At 67.4% G+C, this 14,231-nt stretch carries 11 protein-coding genes; 8 read left to right on the top strand and 3 right to left on the bottom strand.

The window, feature by feature from the left end; translation table 11 throughout:
* Positions 1-220: 220 nt before the first annotated feature.
* The 7 genes from XM1_RS06095 to XM1_RS06065 all read left to right on the top strand — a co-directional run bounded on the left by XM1_RS06095 (position 221) and on the right by XM1_RS06065 (position 8,968).
* Positions 221-1,981: a GGDEF domain-containing protein gene (locus tag XM1_RS06095; protein ID WP_068431283.1), complete on the top strand. Its 1,761-nt coding sequence runs from the start codon at positions 221-223 to the stop codon at positions 1,979-1,981.
* A gap of 221 nt (positions 1,982-2,202) precedes the next feature.
* Complete coding sequence (gene trpB / locus XM1_RS06090) at positions 2,203-3,426, top strand: tryptophan synthase subunit beta (RefSeq protein WP_068431277.1); 1,224 nt, start codon at positions 2,203-2,205, stop codon at positions 3,424-3,426.
* Positions 3,426-4,235, top strand: a complete 810-nt coding sequence (gene trpA / locus XM1_RS06085; RefSeq protein ID WP_068431270.1) for a tryptophan synthase subunit alpha — start codon at positions 3,426-3,428, stop codon at positions 4,233-4,235. The genes trpB and trpA overlap by 1 nt, the downstream gene beginning before the upstream one ends.
* 35 nt (positions 4,236-4,270) lie before the next feature.
* Positions 4,271-4,645, top strand: a complete 375-nt coding sequence (locus XM1_RS06080; RefSeq protein ID WP_082700396.1) for a GxxExxY protein — start codon at positions 4,271-4,273, stop codon at positions 4,643-4,645.
* A 68-nt stretch (positions 4,646-4,713) separates the two neighbouring features.
* Positions 4,714-5,640, top strand: a complete 927-nt coding sequence (gene accD, locus XM1_RS06075) for an acetyl-CoA carboxylase, carboxyltransferase subunit beta (protein WP_068431267.1) — start codon at positions 4,714-4,716, stop codon at positions 5,638-5,640.
* Positions 5,641-5,759: 119 nt separating this feature from the next.
* Positions 5,760-7,646, top strand: coding sequence for an MASE3 domain-containing protein (locus XM1_RS06070; protein ID WP_231920702.1), 1,887 nt, complete (start codon positions 5,760-5,762; stop codon positions 7,644-7,646).
* A 17-nt stretch (positions 7,647-7,663) separates the two neighbouring features.
* Positions 7,664-8,968 (top strand): folylpolyglutamate synthase/dihydrofolate synthase family protein, encoded by a 1,305-nt coding sequence (locus tag XM1_RS06065; RefSeq protein WP_068431265.1) that lies wholly within the window; start codon positions 7,664-7,666, stop codon positions 8,966-8,968.
* Here XM1_RS06065 and XM1_RS06060 read toward each other — a convergent pair.
* The 3 genes from XM1_RS06060 to XM1_RS06050 form a co-directional block, all read right to left on the bottom strand.
* A complete protein-coding gene (locus XM1_RS06060; protein WP_068431263.1) occupies positions 8,932-11,106 on the bottom strand; it encodes an ATP-binding protein in 2,175 nt (724 codons plus the stop codon). The two genes, XM1_RS06065 and XM1_RS06060, sit on opposite strands and share 37 nt — an antisense overlap.
* A 234-nt stretch (positions 11,107-11,340) precedes the next feature.
* Positions 11,341-11,904: a flavodoxin family protein gene (locus XM1_RS06055; RefSeq protein WP_068431257.1), complete on the bottom strand. Its 564-nt coding sequence runs from the start codon at positions 11,902-11,904 to the stop codon at positions 11,341-11,343.
* Between the two features lie 65 nt (positions 11,905-11,969).
* A complete protein-coding gene (locus XM1_RS06050; protein WP_068431256.1) occupies positions 11,970-12,392 on the bottom strand; it encodes an Rrf2 family transcriptional regulator in 423 nt (140 codons plus the stop codon).
* A gap of 114 nt (positions 12,393-12,506) precedes the next feature.
* Here XM1_RS06050 and XM1_RS06045 point away from each other — a divergent pair, with 114 nt between their 5' ends.
* Positions 12,507-14,126 carry a tetratricopeptide repeat protein gene (locus XM1_RS06045; protein WP_068431255.1) on the top strand — a complete coding sequence of 540 codons (1,620 nt, stop codon included), beginning with the start codon at positions 12,507-12,509 and terminating at the stop codon, positions 14,124-14,126.
* The last annotated feature ends 105 nt before the right edge of the window (positions 14,127-14,231 follow it).

Below are 14,231 nucleotides of genomic sequence, written 5' to 3'. Positions count from 1 at the left end.
AAATCGGATTGAACCTGTAAATTGATATCAATCGGATAAGAACATTTCAACATACTCCGTGTAACCTCGTATGCCATTCGTTTAAAATTCATTTATTCGACGCCATTTGGCAGTTATGACAGCGCCGTGAATTTCGCCGTCCGCCGTCATCGCCGCATTGACCGCCGCCCCGCCTTCGGCGGATGAATCCGCACCGGGATAACCGGCCGGAGCGATCGGGATGACCCGTAGAATCGACGACCCACACATAACCGACGGCCTGACCATGGCGCTTCAGCCGGTGGTCGGGATTCATTCCGGGGATTGCCACGGCTACGAGGCCCTGCTGCGGGGAACCGAGGCGGCGGGCTTCGAATCGATCCAGGCCTTCTTCGACCACTGCCACGCCGCCGGCTGCCTGGCCGAGGTGGAGCTGGCGCTGCGCGACAAGGCGGTGGCGGCCTTCGCCAGCCTGGCCCACCACCCCCGGACCAAGCTGTTCCTCAACATCGACAACCGGGTCTTGAGCATCGAAGGCGATTCGGCGCGCCGCACCCGGGCCATCCTGGACCGCTACGGCGTGCCCGATTCGGCGGTGGTGTTCGAGATCTCCGAGCGTCACCCGCTGGAAGACGGCCTGGACGCCGTCGCCACCTTCCGCCACTTCAAGCGCCAGGGCTTCCGGCTGGCCATCGACGATTTCGGCACCGGCTTCTCGGGACTGCAACTGCTTTACTATTCCGAGCCCGACTACCTGAAGATCGACCGCTTCTTCGTGGCCGACATCGCCGCCGATTCCAAGAAGAAGGTGTTCCTGGCCCATATCGTCACCATCGCCCACCTGCTGGGTGCCGTGGTGGTGGCCGAGGGCGTCGAGACGGAGCGCGAGTTCCGCATCTGCAAGGAAATCGGCTGCGACATGGTCCAGGGCTGGCTGGTGCAGCGGCCGACCGTGCAATGGGCCGAGATGCTGTCCCACTACCCCGAGATAGAGCGCCTGGCCCGCCAGGACCGCCGGGCCGGCACGTCGGACCAGCGCATCATCGCCGACCAGATCGCCCGGCCCGAGCCGCTGGCCCTCGACACCCCCATGGAAAAGGTGTTCGAGCGCTTCCGCGCCGACAAGTCGGCCACCTTCTTTCCGGTGGTGGACGGCGCCGGCGCCCCGGTGGGCATCGTGCGCGACCAGGAACTGAAGGACTACACCTACTCCCCCTTCGGCCGCGAGCTGATCGCCAACAAATGCCTGGGCCGCTCGCTCAAGGATTTCGCCGTGCGCTGCCCCGTGGCCGACATCGCCGCCAAGGCCGAGCAGATCCTGGAGGCCTATTCGGCGGTGGAACGCACCGAAGGCATCCTGATCGTCGACGACATGCGCTATGTGGGCTTCCTGTCGGCGGATTCGCTTCTGCGCGTCATCAACGAGAAGAACCTGGCCACGGCCCGCGACCAGAACCCGCTGACCCGGCTGCCGGGCAACGCCCGCATCCTGTCCTGGGTGTGCGAGGCGCTGGAGAACCGCGCCCAGGCCTGCCTGCTGGCCTATTTCGATTTCGACAACTTCAAGCCGTTCAACGACAAGTACGGCTTCCGCTTGGGCGACCGCGCCATCTTAGTGTTCGGCGACCTGCTGGCCAAGGCCATGGCGGCGGCGGGCGGCTTCGCCGGGCATATCGGCGGCGACGACTTCTTCGCCGGCTTCTTAGGCGAATCGGCGGACAGCGCCGCCGACACCTGCCGCAAGCTGATCGCCGATTTCGCCCACGACGTGGAAAGCTTCTACGACGACGAGACAAGGGGAAGGGGCCATATCGTCGGCCAGGACCGCCTGGGCAACACGGTGCGCTTTCCTCTGATGACGGTCAGCTGCGTCGCCGTCCACCTGACGCCGGGATGCGGAACCTGCTCGTCGGACGACATTTCCCGCCTGCTGGCCGACCACAAGAAGGCCGCCAAACAGGCCGCCGACCATCTGGTCATCGTGCATCCCTGCCCAAACTGACACCAAGATGCGCGCCGCGCATCGCCCTCAGGCGCCGGGCGCCGCCACTGCACGCGAAGGCGTGCATCCCAGATAGTTTGCCGGCGAAGCCGGCGGGCGGCTTGGCTCCCGCGCCATAAGGCGCGCGGCCCCTTGGGCCTATCCAAACAAAAGCTCTCCTCAGGGGCGGCGCTTTCTGCTTTATTGGCGCCTTTCCGCCGCCCTAAGGTCACGAACTGAAGATGCAAAGCCTGAACACCTATCGCGCCGGTCCCGACGAACGCGGACATTTCGGCATCTTCGGCGGTCGCTACGTGGCCGAGACGCTGATGCCCCTCATCCTCGAGGTGGAGAAGGCTTACGCGGCGGCCAAGGCCGATCCCGTCTTCCAGGCCGAGTTCCGCTCGCTGCTGGCCCAGTATGTGGGCCGCCCCAATCCGCTGTATTTCGCCCGTCGCCTGACCCAGGCCTTCGGCGGCGCCAAGGTGTTCCTGAAGCGCGAGGACCTGAATCACACCGGGGCGCACAAGATCAACAACTGCATCGGCCAGATCCTGCTGGCCCGGCGCATGGGCAAGCAGCGCATCATCGCCGAGACCGGGGCCGGCCAGCACGGGGTGGCCACCGCCACCGTCTGCGCCCTGTTCGGCATGCAATGCGTCATCTACATGGGCGCCACCGACATCGAGCGGCAGATGCCCAACGTCTACCGCATGAAGCTGCTGGGCGCCGAAGTGAAGCCCGTCACCGCCGGCGCGGCGACCTTGAAGGACGCCATGAACGACGCGCTCAGGGACTGGGTCTCCAACGTCGCCGACACCTATTACCTGATCGGCACCGTGGCCGGGCCGCATCCGTACCCGGCCATGGTCCGCGACTTCCAGTCGGTGATCGGCGAGGAAGTGCGCGGCCAGATCATGGCCGCCGAGGGCCGCCTGCCCGATTCCCTGGTGGCCTGCATCGGCGGCGGCTCCAACGCCATGGGCCTGTTCCACCCCTTCCTCGACGACACCAGCGTGCGCATCATCGGCGTCGAAGCGGCCGGCCACGGCCTGGACAAGCTGCACGCCGCGTCCTTGACCGGCGGCAAGCCCGGCGTGCTGCACGGCAACCGCACCTACCTGCTGCAGGATGCCGACGGCCAGATCGCCGAGGCCCACTCCATCTCGGCGGGCCTGGACTATCCCGGCATCGGGCCCGAGCATTCCTGGCTGCACGAGACCGGCCGCGTGGAATACGTCTCCGTCACCGATGACGAGGCGGTGGCCGCCTTCCAGCAATGCACGCGGCTGGAGGGCATCATTCCGGCGCTGGAATCCAGCCACGCCATCGCTTACGCCGCCAAGCTGGCCCCCACCCTGCCCGCCGATCACCTGATGGTGGTCAACCTGTCGGGGCGCGGCGACAAGGACGTCAACACCATCGCCAAGGCGCTGGGCGACGTGCATCTTGGGGGGCTCGTCTGATGTCGCGTATCGCCAAGCGTTTCGAGAAGCTGAAGGCGGAGAACCGCGCCGCCCTGGTGACCTTCATCACCGCCGGCGACCCCGACCGCGCCACCAGCCAGGCCCTGCTCGACGGCATGCCGGCGGCCGGCGCCGACATCATCGAGCTGGGCATGCCCTTCACCGATCCCATGGCCGACGGCCCGGTGATCGAGCTGGCGGCGGGCCGTGCCTTGAAGGCCGGCGGCTCGCTCCGCCAGACCCTGGAGATGGTGGCCCAGTTCCGCAAGACCGATGCCGAGACGCCGATCATCCTGATGGGCTACTACAATCCCGTCTACGCCTGGGGTCCGGAGAAATTCGCCCGTGACGCCGCCGCCGCCGGGGTGGACGGGCTGATCATCGTCGACCTGCCGCCCGAGGAAGCCGACGAGCTGGTGCCCCACCTCAGGGCCAGCCACATCGACTTCATCGTGCTGACCACGCCCACCAGCGACGACAAGCGCCTGCCCGTGGTGCTGTCCAACGCGTCGGGCTTCGTCTACTACGTGTCCATCGCCGGAATCACCGGCACCGCGTCGGCGGCCCAATCGGCCATCGACGAGGCGGTTTCGCGCATCCGCCGCCACACCGATCTTCCGGTCTGCGTCGGCTTCGGCATCAAGGCCCCGGCCCAGGCGGCCGAAGTGGCCCGCATCGCCGACGGCGCCGTGGTGGGCTCGGCCATCGTTTCGGTTCTGGCCGACAATATCGGCAAGCCTTCCGCCGTCTCCGCCCCCCTGGCCCTGGTCAAGGACCTGGCCCAGGGCGTGCGCGGCGCCCGGAAGTAGGGTTTTGGGCCACAGATGAACACAGATAAACACAGATGAAGGATGATGACCTCAAGGACCCACTGACGGGGTGCATACTGTCGGCGGCTTTTGAGGTTGCCAACACGCTTGGACATGGTTTCCTGGAATCCGTTTACCAGAAGGCGCTGGCTCATGAGCTCGTCCTCGCCGGCTTGCCTGTCGAACGCGAAAAGGCCTTCAAGATAATTTACAAAGGGACCGAAATTGGTACCTATGTGGCCGACATGATCGTGGATGGCCGGGTCGTGGTCGAACTGAAAGCCGTTGAGGCCTTGGGTCCGGCACACACCGCCCAGTGCCTGAATTATCTGAAGGCTGGAGACGTCAAAGTCGGGCTGCTCATAAATTTCGGGCTCCCCCGCATCGAGTACCGGAGGCTGGTCCTGTGACGAGCCATCTGTGTTTATCTGTGTTCATCTGTGGCTGATTTCCTAGCCGCCGACCCAGGGAACTCATCATGAATTGGCTGACTAATCTCAACGAGACCCGCCGCTCACTCAAGGAGCGTCTGGTCGGACTGGTGGCGCCCAAGGAGGTCCCCGACAACCTGTGGCTCAAATGCCCGGGCTGCGGCCACATGATCTTCCACCGTGACCTGGAGAAGGCGCTGAACGTCTGCCAGCATTGCGGCCACCATCTGCGCCTGTCGGTGAAGAAGCGCCTCGGCATGCTGTTCGACGACGGCCAGTTCCAGCGCATCGAGCTGCCCAAGGTCGCCGACGACCCGCTGAAGTTCAAGGACCAGAAGCGCTATACCGACCGCCTGAAGGACACCCGCTCCAAGACCGGCGAGACCGACGCCATCGTCGTCGCCCACGGCCGCATGGGCGGCATGAACGTGGTGGCGGCCTGCTTCAACTTCGACTTCCAGGGCGGCTCCATGGGCATCGCCGTGGGCGAGGGCATCGTGGCGGCGGCCGAGCTGGCGGTGCTGCAGGACGCGCCCTTGATCGTCATCCCGGCCTCGGGCGGCGCCCGTATGCAGGAAGGCATCCTGTCGCTGATGCAGATGGCCAGGACCACCGTGGCGGTGGACAAGGTCAAGGAGAAGCGGCTGCCCTATATCGTGCTGCTGACCGACCCCACCACCGGCGGCGTCTCGGCCAGCTTCGCCATGCTGGGCGACATCGCCATCGCCGAGCCCGGCGCGGTGATCGGCTTCGCCGGCGCCCGCGTCATCGAAAGCACCATCCGCGAGAAGCTGCCCGAGGGCTTCCAGAAGGCGGAATACCTGCTGGAACACGGCATGGTCGACATGGTGGTGCCGCGCCGCGAGCTCCGCGCCACCATGATCCGCGTCCTGTCGCTCTTGCGCAATCGCGGCGCGGCCGGCGACCTGGTGGCGCTGCCCATCGACACCCCCGACAGCGTCGACCAGGACTGATCCGGGGAGAGCACGACTCTTCAGGACTGGAAATTCAACGTCCGATTCCTTATCCTAGGAAGATGGTAATACCGAGGCCCATGGCCTCGGTATTATTTTTTGAGCCCTGGGAACCGGACGTGCGGAAACAGATCACAAGGTTCGAGACGCTTTCGTCGCTGGCGACGCCCCCGCTGTTGCTGCTGGCGGCGGCGGCCGTTTGCGGTCTTGCCGTGCGGATCACTCCTCCGGGACAGCTGTTCGCCGATCCCAAGGATTACCTGCCGGTCCATTCCATCCTGGAACTGCTCAGCATCGCCGTGTCGTTGATGGTGTTCTCGCTCGGCTGGGCGGCGCGCCGGGCCGACAAGAGCCATCGCAACCTGATTTTAGGGCTGGCCGCCCTGGCGACGGCGGCCATGGACATGGCGCACACTTTCTCCTTTCCGGGCATGCCGGACCTTTTTTCGCCCAGCAGCACCGAGAAAGGCATCAATCTCTGGCTTCTCGGGCGGCTTGCAACGGCGGTCGGCCTGATCCTGGCGGTGACCACCGTCGAGCGGCAGTGGAGCGACGCCAAACGCCGCTGGTGGCTTGGCGCCATCGGTCTGCTGACGTCGGCATTGGTCCTGGCGGGCCTGTTCCGTCCGGATTGGTTCCCCCGGACCTTCATTCCCGGCAGTGGGCTGACCGGCTTGAAGATCGGCGCCGAATACGTTCTGGCCGCCGCCTATGTGACGGCGTCCAGCCTGCTCTGCCTGCAATTCCGGCGCTCGGGCGACCGCAATGACCTGAAGCTGGCCGGAGCGGCCTGGATTCTCGGCCTTACCGGCGTCCTGCTCACCCTCTACGCCGATACCGGCGACCTGTTCAATCTGGCCGGCCATGTGGGCAAGGCCTGCGCCTATATCCTGATCTATGACGCCCTGTTCGCCTCCGGCGTCCAGGCGCCCTACGACGCCCTGGCCCAGGAGCGAGCCCTGCTGCGCGCCCTGATGGATTCGGTGCCCGACCTGATCTTCTTCAAGGACGCCGAATCGCGCTATCTCGGCTACAACCGGGCCTTCGCCACCTATTGCGGCCGGCCCGAGACCGAGATGGTCGGCAAGACCGACAACGAATTCGCGCCCCCCGACATCGCCGCGTTCTATCGCGCCAAGGACCGCGAGGCCATGGCCGCCGGACGGCCCACCTGCAACGAGGAATGGATCGACTATCCCGACGGCAGGCGGGTGCTGCTGGAAACCGTCAAGGCGCCGGTCCACGACGACAAGGAAACGCTGCTGGGCATGGTCGGCATCAGCCGCGACATCACGGGGCGCAAAACGGCCGAGGAAAAGTTGCGCCGGGCCCATTACGACCTGGAGATGGTCACCGCCGTGGCCGCCCACGACCTGCAGGAACCGGCGCGGACCATCGCAAGCTTCCTGCAACTGCTGCAGATGCGCTACGGCGACCGGCTGGGCGAGGACGCCGACCAGTACATCGCCTATGCCGTCGAAGGCGCCCACCGCATGCGCGCCCAGTTGAGCGGCCTGTTGGACTACACCCTGATCGACCGCGGCGACCCGGTGTTCCCGACCGTGGAAACCGGCACCGTCCTGGCCGAGGCGCTGGAGAACCTGAAACCCTCCCTGGACGAGGCCAAGGCGGTGGTCGTCCGGGACTCCCTGCCCACGCTGAACGCCGACGCGGCGCAATTGCGGGCCCTGTTCCAGCATCTGCTCGGCAACGCCGTCAAGTTCCACCATCCCGAACGCAAGCCCGAGATCACGGTCAAGGCAAGCCGCCACGGCGATTACTGGGAGTTCTCGGTGTCCGACAACGGCATCGGCATCGATCAGGAGTACTGGGACAAGATTTTCATGGTGTTCCAGCGCCTCCATCCCCTGAACCGTTACGAGGGAACCGGGATTGGCCTTGCCATCTGCCGCAAGATCGTGGAACGTCACGGCGGCCGCATCCGCGTGGTGTCGGTCCCCGGCGAGGGCAGCACCTTCATCTTCACCCTGCCGGATCGCGCCTGACCCTTTTCGGCCCGAAAATGATCGATAGCATCCTCGACCGCCTGACACGGCTGCACCCCAAGGTCATCGACCTGTCGCTGGAGCGCGTTCTGCGCCTGCTCCAAGCACTCGGCAATCCCCAGGACAAACTGCCGCCGGTGATCCACGTGGCCGGCACCAACGGCAAGGGCTCGACGGTGGCGACGCTTCGCGCCCTGTTCGAGGCCGCCGGAATGCGGGCCCACGTCTACACCTCGCCCCATCTGGTGCGCTTCGCCGAACGCATCCGCATCGCGGGTCAATTGCCCACCGATCCCGAACTGCTGGCCCTGCTCGAAGAGGTGGAGGCGGCCAACGCCGGCAACCCCGTCACTTTCTTCGAGATCACCACGGCGGCCGCCTTCCTGGCCTTCGCCAGACAGCCCGCCGAAGTGTGCATCCTGGAGACCGGGCTGGGCGGACGCCTGGATGCCACCAATGTCGTCGAGCGCCCGGCGCTCACCATCATCACCCCCATCGCCATGGACCACGAGAGCTTCTTAGGGGGACGCATCGAGGCTATCGCCGCCGAGAAGGCCGGCATCATGAAGCGGGGCGTGGCCTGCGTGGTGGCCAAGCAGAGCCGCAAGGCGGCCAAGGTGCTGGACGCCCGCAGCAGCGAGATGGGCGTGCCGCTGATCAGGGAAGGCGAGCACTTCTTCGCCCGCACCTCGTCCGATGGCGGCCTGGCCTATCGCGGCCCGTCGGTGGAGTGGAGCCTGCCCGCCCCCGCCTTGGCCGGCGCCTTCCAGTACCGCAACGCCGCCCTGGCCCTGGCGGCGGTCGAGCGGCTGTCGCGCACCGCCCCGGCTCCGGTGTTTCCCGATTTCCCTGAAGGCTCGCTGGGCCTGGGGCTGCGCTCGGTGGAGTGGCCGGCCCGGCTTCAGCGCCTGACCAAAGGCCCGCTGGTGGACATGCTACCGGAAGGCTGGGAGCTGTGGCTGGACGGCGGCCACAATCCCCACGCCGCCGAGGCCATCGCCCAGCACGCCCGCTCGTGGCGGGACAAGCCGCTGATGGCGGTGTTCGGCATCCTGTCGACCAAGGACGTGGACGGTTATCTCGAGCCGCTGGCGGCGCGCTTCCATTCCTTGCGCGCCATCGCCATTCCCGGCGAGGCGGCGACGCTCGCGGCCGAGGACGGCGCGGCCGCCGCCACCCGCCACTTCTGCCTGGACGCCAAGCCCTCGGCATCGGTGGCGGCGGCCATCGCCGAACTGACCGCCGCGGGCACCGGTCCCGCCCGCATCCTGATCTGCGGCAGCCTTTACCTGGCCGGAACGGTGCTGGCGGAGAACGGCTGAGACAACCCGAACTGGGCCTCCAAGGCCGCGCGGGTCGCCGTCCACACCTGTTCCAGGGGTTCGGCGTGGCGGCGGACCTCGTCGGCGCGGCCGGCGCGGGCGGCATCCTCGATCAGGGCGGCGATCTCGGCGAGCGGCAGGCAGCCCGCCGTTCCCGCCATGCTTTTCAGGTCGTGGGCCGCCATATGCAGGCGCAGCATGTCCCCGGTCTCGTCGAGCAGGATCCGGCATGCCTCCTCGGCCTGGGTGACGAAGGTCGCCATCAGCCCCGCCACGCCCTCCGGCCCCAGATGGGCGGACAGCTCGGCGAAAGGGGCGCCTTCGCTGGCCACCAGGGGCGGCGCGGCCGCCGCCTCCACCGGCCGCCCGGCCAGCACGTCGGCGATGACCCGGAACAGCGCGTCCGGGTCCACCGGCTTGGCCACATGGGCGTTCATGCCGGCCTCGCGGCAACGCTCGGCGTCGCCCCGCATGGCGTTGGCGGTCAGCGCGATGACCGGCACCCGCCCGGCCGCCCCCGGCAGCGCCCGGATGCGGGCCGTCGCCTCCAGGCCGTCCATCACCGGCATCTGCATGTCCATCAGCACCACGTCGAATCCGCCCTGGCGGGCCAGTTCCACCGCCTCGACGCCGTTACCGGCCAGACTCACCCGGTGGAACGCCTTGGTCAGGTAGCCCAGCGCCACCTTCTGGTTGATGACGTTGTCCTCGGCCAGCAGCACCGACAGGGGCGGCAGCACCATGGCGCCCCGTGTGTCCACCGCGCCAAAAGCCGGAGCGGCGGTCGCCGGCAGGTCCAGGCGGAACCAGAACCGGCTGCCCAGGCCGGGCCGGCTTTCCACCCCGATCTCGCCGCCCTGCGCCTCCACCAGACGGCGGCAGATGGCCAGACCCAGGCCGGTGCCGCCGAACCGCCGGGTGATGGACGAATCCACCTGGGCGAAGGCATGGAACAGCCGTCCGATCTCGTCTTCGCCCATGCCGATGCCGGTGTCGCTCACCGAGAATTCCAGGCGTCCCGAACCGTCGTCGGCCCCGCCGATACGGACCAGCACATGGCCCGCATCGGTGAATTTGATCGCGTTGCCCACCAGATTGAGCAGAATCTGGCGCAGCCGCCCGCCGTCGCCTTCCACCCAATCGGGCACCCCAGCCGCGACGGCATGGGACAGCTTCACCCCTTTTTCCCGGGCGCGGGGCGCCAGCAGGCTTTCGATGCCGGCGATGATCCGGGCCGGGCTGAAGGGGGCGGCGTCGAACTCCATCCGCCCGGCCTCGACCTTGGACAGGTCCAGGATGTTGTCCAGAATGCCCAGCAACGCCTCGGCGGAATGGTGGACCATTTCCAGGCGCTCGCGCTCCTCGTCGGTCGGCTCGCCGTCGAGCAGCAGCCGCACCATGCCGAGGATGCCGTTCATGGGCGTGCGGATCTCGTGGCTCATCACCGCCAGGAACTCGCTCTTGGCCCTTGTGCCGGCCTCGGCCGCCTCCTTGGCCTCCAGCAGGGTGACGCGGGCCCGGCGCTCGCCTTCCACCAGCAGGTACTGCCGCCGCCCCATGCGCTCGAACTGGATGCGGGCGGTGGCGCCCACCAGATAGGCGACCAGGGTCATCATGGCGATGATGGCGATGTCGGCGGGCGCTTCGGGGATTTCGCGCAGCTCGGCCCAGGCCGCCAGACTGATCATCGGCGCCACGGCGCACAGCAGCGCCACCCGCCCGAACGGCCCCGGCGCGAACATGAACATGGACATGGCGATCAGCGGAAAGAACATGCCGCCGTGGCGGTCCAGCAGGGGATGGGCGAAGACCAGGGCGTTGAGGCAGAAGAAGACGTAGAGATGCAGATGCGCCACGGCGACCACCATGCGGGCGGAAACCGCCTGCGCCAGGGCGTGCAGCCCGATGGCCGTCACCGTGGCGATGGCCAGCCGGATGGTCAGGAAGGCGACCAGCCGGTCGCCGCCCAGCGACATCACGTCAAGTGGAGCAAAGGACAGGCTGGTCAGACTGGTGGCCAGAACGCAGAGATAGGCCCCGCCGCGCAAGCGCTGGCGTGAAAAATCGGCGAAGGAATCCTCGAGCTCCCGAGAATCGAACTCGCCGCGCCAGTTGATCCGTGCGTCCCCGCTCCCCATAACCTTAGGTTAAGTGTGTGATTGTACTTCCGTCAATACACCGAAACCCCGAGAAGCGGGGATGGCCGCAGCCATCCCCTTTCACGTTTACATCGGCTACTCGATGAATCGAGTAGCCGTAGGCCCCTCAGTCGCCGGGCGCTTCGCTCGGGCTCTCGCGCCATCAGGCGCGGCGCGCGGTCGCGCTTGCCTCGGACCCTGTGAACCGCAAGGCGGCTCACAGGGTCGTCGGTATTACTTCTTCCACCGCGCCGCCGCCTCGGCGACCCTTTTACCCAGGTGGGCGGCGGTCTTCCTGTCGGCCTCGGTGACGCCTTCCGGCCCCTGGTCGGCATTGGCCTGGGCCATGGCGCCGAGGAAGCTGCCCAGGCGGTTCAGATCCTCGACGCCGCCCTTGGAATTGTTGTTGCCGGGCAGCAGGTCCAGGCCCACCCAGACCATGCCGTGCTGGGCGGCGAAGATGGACAACTGGACCAGCGCGTTCAGCTTGTCGCCGCTCTGGCTGGCCGAGACGGTGAAGCCCGCCGCCACCTTGTCGGCCCAGCCGCGGCCGTACCATGTCTTGGAGCTCCACTCCATGAACTCTTTGAACTTGGCCGACACCGAGCCCATGTAGGTGGGCGAGCCGAAGACGATGGCGTCGGCGCCGTCCAGCAGGGCGGCCTTGGCCTCGGCCTCCTCGGCGGCGATCAGGTGCACCCGGGCCCCGGCCACCTGGCCCACCCCTTGGGCGACCGCCTCGGCAAGCGCCCTGGTGTGGCCGTAGCCGGAATGAAAGACGATAGCAATGGAAGTCATGATGCTCTCCTTGATGTAATGGTATCTGTTACTGTTACGTTTAACCTCAAAAAAATAGGGGGTTCTTACGCCTCGACCTTCAGGGCGCCTACCACCTCGGACAGCGTCGTGGTGGACAGCACCGCGTCGCGGGCGGCGTCGGCGCGCTCGATGACCCGCAGCAGCACCGACTGGATGTTGCGTCCCACCGGACAGGCCGGATTGGGCGGCTGGTTGTGCAGCGCCGGCTCGTCGTCCTCGTCCACCGCCCGGTGAATGTCGAGCAGCGAAATCCGGTCGGCGGGCCGCGCCAGCACCGATCCGCCCGTGCTGCCCCGCGTCGAGCTGACCAGCCCGGCCTTGGCCAGGGCCGACAGCAGCCGGCGCACCACCACCGGATTGGTGTTGACCGAGCCGGCGATCCATTCCGACGTGCAGGCCTGCCCCTCCATGGTGGCAAGGAGAGAGGCGATGTGGACGGCGACGGCAAAGCGGCAGTTTCTGGCCATGGAAAATATGTAACAAAGACCGTTCCTATTCGCAAGCCCAAATACAGCCCCCTCCTTTCCCGCATTGCCCGCCCTTGGTCGGGCGGCCTATGCTGTAATAAGGAGTTGATCAGCATGTGTAGCGATAAACCGCTCAATGTCGGCGAGGCCTTCGGCCGCGCCATGCAGGCCTGGGACGACGGCAACATCGCCGAGGCCCGGCGGCTGGCGCGCATCATCGTCGAGGCCCGCCCCGATTTCGGCGGAGCTCATTACCTGCTGGGCCTCGTCGCCCTGAACCAGGGCCAGGCCAAGCGGGCGACGGAGCACCTGACCCGGGCGGTGGCCGCCGACCCGAACCAGACGGTGCCGCGTCTGGCGCTGGGGCGCGCCCTGGAAGCCCAGGAAAACTTCAACAGCGCCATCCTGCATTACCGCGCCATCCTGTCCCAGGATTCCAACCACGCCGAGGCCAACGCCCGGCTGGCCGACCTGCTGGGCCGGCTGGGCCGCAACAAGGCCGAAGCGCTGGAGCATGCCCGCCGGGCGGTGGCCGCCGCGCCGCGCCATGCCGAGGCCCTGTGTACGCTGGGCACCCTGCTGCATCAGGACGGCAAGCACGCCGAGGCGGCCCAGATGCTGGAACGCGCCCTGGAGCTTCGCCCCGACTGGGCGGTGGCGCTGAACAATTACGGGCTGGTGCTGGGCGCGCTGGGCCAGCACGAGCGGGCGGTGGCGGTGTTGTCGGGCGCGGCCGACCTGCGCCGCGACCATGCCGGCACCAGGGCCAATCTGGCCGCCGCGCTGCGCGGGCTGGGCCGGCTGGACGACGCCCGGGTCCACGCCGAGCGTGCCACCAAGCTCAATTCCCGCGACCCGTCCGGCTGGCTGGAACTGGGTCTGGTCCGCCGCAGCCTGGGCATGCCCGAGGCCGCCGCCGCCGCCTTCGAGCGGGCGGTCACCGCCGCCCCCGATTCGGTCCATGCCCAGTATTGCCTGGCCGAGGAGCGTCTGGCGCTCGGCCAGAAGGAGCGCGCAGCCAAGCACTTCCGCCGCTGCCTGGAACTGGACCCCGAGGATCGCCACGGAGCCGCCCTCGGCCTGGCCCAGGCCGGAGCCGGCGACACCCCCGGCCGCGCCCCCGACGCCTATGTCCGCCAGCTGTTCGATGATTACGCCGAGAAGTTCGATTCCGCCCTGGTGGACAAGCTGGCCTACCGCGCCCCCGCCCTTCTGGCCCAGGCCCTGGACAAGGCTTTGGACGGCCGCAGGGGAATGGACGTGCTGGACGCCGGCTGCGGCACCGGGCTGGCCGCCCCGGTGCTGCGCCCCCTGGCCGCCCGCCTGGACGGCATCGACCTGTCGGGCGCCATGGTGGACAAGGCCCGCCAACGCGGCCTCTATGACGGACTGGAGGTGGGCGAACTGGTCGCCGGCCTCAAGCGCCGGCCGGGAGCCTACGATCTGGTGGTCGCCGCCGACGTTCTGGTCTATTTCGGCGACCTGAGCGAGATCATGGCCGCCACGGCGCGGTCCCTGCGGCCGGGCGGGATCTTCGCCTTCACGGTGGAGCGGGCCGAGGATTGCGCCTCCTACGTCCTGGGCGCCAAGAACCGCTATGCCCACGCCCCCGATTACGTCGAGGCGGCGGCCATGGAGAACGGCTTCGCCGTGGCCTCCCTGGAGCGCGCCTCCACCCGCCAGGAGGCGGGCGACGACGTCCCCGGCCTTGTGGTGGTGCTGCGGAGGAAATGACACCGGGGCTCCCGCCCCGCTCCCCGGTTGGAGGCAAGCCTCCAAACCACCCTTCAATTCATGAATAAAAGGGGGCTTGGGGCATCGCCCCAAATGGGTTCGGGC

This window comes from Magnetospirillum sp. XM-1 (assembly GCF_001511835.1).
In the GTDB taxonomy this organism is placed as follows: domain Bacteria; phylum Pseudomonadota; class Alphaproteobacteria; order Rhodospirillales; family Magnetospirillaceae; genus Phaeospirillum.
This window is presented reverse-complemented; position numbering and strand designations above follow the sequence as displayed.